General features: G+C 69.2%; 3 protein-coding genes. All 3 read left to right on the top strand.

What is annotated here, in order from left to right; all coding sequences use genetic code 11:
* The coding region (locus RUH65_RS15570; protein ID WP_313818556.1) for an MFS transporter at nucleotides 1-1,424 on the top strand (1,424 nt) is incomplete at its 5' end.
* Nucleotides 1,424-2,209 (top strand): SDR family oxidoreductase, encoded by a 786-nt coding sequence (locus tag RUH65_RS15565; protein WP_313818555.1) that lies wholly within the window; start codon nucleotides 1,424-1,426, stop codon nucleotides 2,207-2,209. The genes RUH65_RS15570 and RUH65_RS15565, both read left to right, overlap by 1 nt.
* 62 nt (nucleotides 2,210-2,271) lie before the next feature.
* Nucleotides 2,272-3,019: SDR family NAD(P)-dependent oxidoreductase (locus RUH65_RS15560; RefSeq protein ID WP_313818554.1), on the top strand; the 748-nt coding region annotated here is incomplete at its 3' end.

Genomic DNA, 3,019 nt, shown 5'->3' with positions numbered 1-3,019 from the left:
CCGCCGGGCCGGGCGATCCCCTCACACGAAAGTCCACCATGTCCTCTCCTCGCACCGCCTCAACCGGGCCCGTGGCCCCCTGGGACGTCCCCGTCACCCCGGGCATGATCCGCAAGGTCTCGATCGTCTGCTTCCTCGCCTGGGTCATCTCCGTCTACGACTTCACCCTCTTCGGCACCCTGCTGCCGGTGATCGCCGAGGACTTCGGGTGGTCCACCGCCCAGTCCACGATGATCAACACCCTGGCCCACGTGGGCGTGTTCATCGTCTCGCTGATCGTCGGACCGATCATCGACCGCCTGGGCCGGCGCAACGCCCTGGTGATCCTCATGATCGGCGGCGGCCTGGCCGCCGGCTTCACCGGCATGGCGATCGGCGCGGTCTCGATCATCCTGGTGCGCTCCTTCACCGGATTGTCCCTCTCCGAGGAGGTCGTCAACGCCGTCTACCTCTCCGAGATCTACAAGGACGTCAAGAACAAGGGCTTCTTCTACTCCGTGGTGCAGGCCGGCTACCCGATCGGCGCCCTGGTGGCGGCCGGGATGTCCGCGCTGCTGCTGCCGGTCATCGGCTGGCGTTGGTCCTTCGTGATCGCCGGCGTGCTGGCCATCGCGGTGGCACTGGTGGCCACCCGGCTGCCCGAGTCGCCCACCTTCGCCGCCATCCGTGAGGCACGCCGCCGCCAGTCCGTGGGGGACGACGCTGGCGCCCGGGTCCTGATCGACCAACACGGCCTCGAGATGGACAGCGAGACCCAGGGCGGCCTCAAGGAAGTCTTCTCCCCCGCGTTGCGGCGGCACACCATCCTGCTCTCCCTCGCCTGGCTGTTCAGCTGGATCGGCATCCAGGTCTTCTCAGTGCTGGGCACCACGGTGCTGGTGGAGGCCAAGGGCGTCTCCTTCGAGAACGCCCTGGTCATCCTCATCGGCGCCAACGCCGTGGGCTTTGTCGGCTACCTGTTCCACGGCTGGCTCGGGGACCGGATCGGCCGTCAGCGCACCGTGATCCTCGGCTGGCTGGCCGGCGCCGTCTCCAGCCTGGCCATGCTGCTCATCCCGGGGGCCACCTGGTTCATCATCGCCATGTACGGCCTGACCCTGTTCTTCCTGACCGGCCCGTTCGCGGCACTGCTCTACTACATGGGCGAGTCCTTCCCTGCGCACGCCCGCGGCATGGGCACCAACGTGGCCCACGTGATGGCTCCAGTGGGCGGGATCGTGGGCTCCGGCCTGCTCAGCGCCCTCCTCTTCGCCGGGCTATCCATGACCGCCGCCGCCATCCTCTCCGGCACCCTCGGACTGGCCCTGGCCGGACTGTGCATGATGGGCACCCGCAAGATCGAGGGCCCCTCCGCCGACGCCCCGGCCGACCTGCTGGGCCACGGCAACCACCCCGACGCGGAGAAGGACGAGGTGACACTCTGATGAGCACGCAACGAGACGACGGGCTGGCCGGCAAGGTCGCGGTGATCTCCGGCGGGGCCAGTGGGATCGGCCAGGCCCTGGCCGTGGCCTACGCTCGAGCCGGAGCGCACAGCGTGGTCAACTACTTCCCCGGTGACCCCCACGATTCTCAGGAGACGGTGCGGGCCGTGGAGGCCGCCGGCGGACAGTGCATCGCCGTGGCCGCGGATGTCCGCAAGACCCAGGACTGCGACGCGCTGGCCGAGGCCGCCACGGCGGAGTTCGGCCGGTTGGACATCGCCGTGGCGGCGGCGGGCATCCTGCGCCGCAATCCGCTGGGCGAGATGACCGACCAGGCCTGGGAGGACATGCTGGACGTGGACCTCACCGGCGTGATGCGCATCTTCCGCTCGGCAGCGGCCAAGATGACCGACGGCGGCGCGATGGTCGCGACGTCATCGATCGCCGGCGGGGTGTACGGCTGGGAGGAGCACGCCCACTATGCCGCGGCGAAGTCCGGCGTGCTGGGCCTGTGCCGCTCCTTGGCCGTGGAACTGGCCCCGCAGGGGATCCGCGTGAACTCCGTGATCCCGGGGCTGATTCGCAGCCCGCAGTCTGAGGATGAGAAGAACTCCCTGGGTGATGAGGGACTCAAGGCCGCCGGAACCATCATTCCCTGGGGCCGCGTGGGCACCGTGGACGAGACCGCCCGCACCATCCGCTTCCTCACCAGTGACGATTCCGCCTACGTCACCGGTCAGGAGCTCATCGTGGACGGCGGACTGACCATCCGCTGGCCCAGCTGAGCCACCCACCTCGAGATCCACAGACAGTCCGTGAGAACACACGTGAGAGAAGGAGCAGGCGCATGGAAGCGCTGAAGGACAAGGTCGCCGTCATCACCGGCGGCGCCAGCGGGATCGGGGCGGCCATCGCCCGGCTGTACGCGGAGAACGGCGCGGCCGTCGCCGTCCTGGACCGCGACGCGGCAGCCGGCTCGGCCGTCGTCGGGCATCTGACCGAGACCGGCACCACGGCTCTGTTCGCGGAAGTGGACGTGACCAGCTCGGATTCGGTCCAGCAGGCCATGGACTCCGTGGCCGAGCAGCTGGGCGGGATCGACATCCTGGTGACCGCCGCCGGCATCCTGGACGAGAAGCCGATGGCTGAGATGACCGAGCAGGACTTCGACCGGACCGTGGACATCGACCTCAAGGGCGTGTTCCTCGCCGGCCGGTGGGCCCTGCCGCACCTGCAGGCTCGCGGGGGCGGGCGCATCATCAACATCGCCTCCCAGTTGGGCATCAAGGGAGGCACCGGTCTGGTGCACTACGTGGCGGCGAAGGCCGGCGTGATCGGCATGACCAAGGCGATGGCCCTGGAGCTGGCGTCCGAGGGGATCCTGGTGAACGCCATCGCCCCCGGACCCATCGACACGCCCCTGCTGAACGGCGTGACCGAGGAATGGAAAGCGGCCAAGCGCGCCGAACTGCCGCTGGGCCGCTTCGGCACGGCCGAGGAGATCGCACCAACGGCCCTGCTGCTGGCGTCCTCCCCGGGCGGGGACATCTACGTGGGCCAGACGCTCGGGCCCAACAGCGGCGACGTGATGCCGT

This window comes from Citricoccus sp., assembly GCF_032154715.1.
In the GTDB taxonomy this organism is placed as follows: domain Bacteria; phylum Actinomycetota; class Actinomycetes; order Actinomycetales; family Micrococcaceae; genus Citricoccus.
The sequence above is the reverse complement of the archived record's forward strand: the minus strand, read 5'-3'. Positions and strand labels throughout refer to the sequence as shown.

Coding starts and splice junctions, on each gene's coding strand:
- RUH65_RS15565 (WP_313818555.1), top strand. CDS start 1,424: ATGAGCACGCAACGAGACGACGGGCTGGCCGGCAAGGTCGCGGTGATC.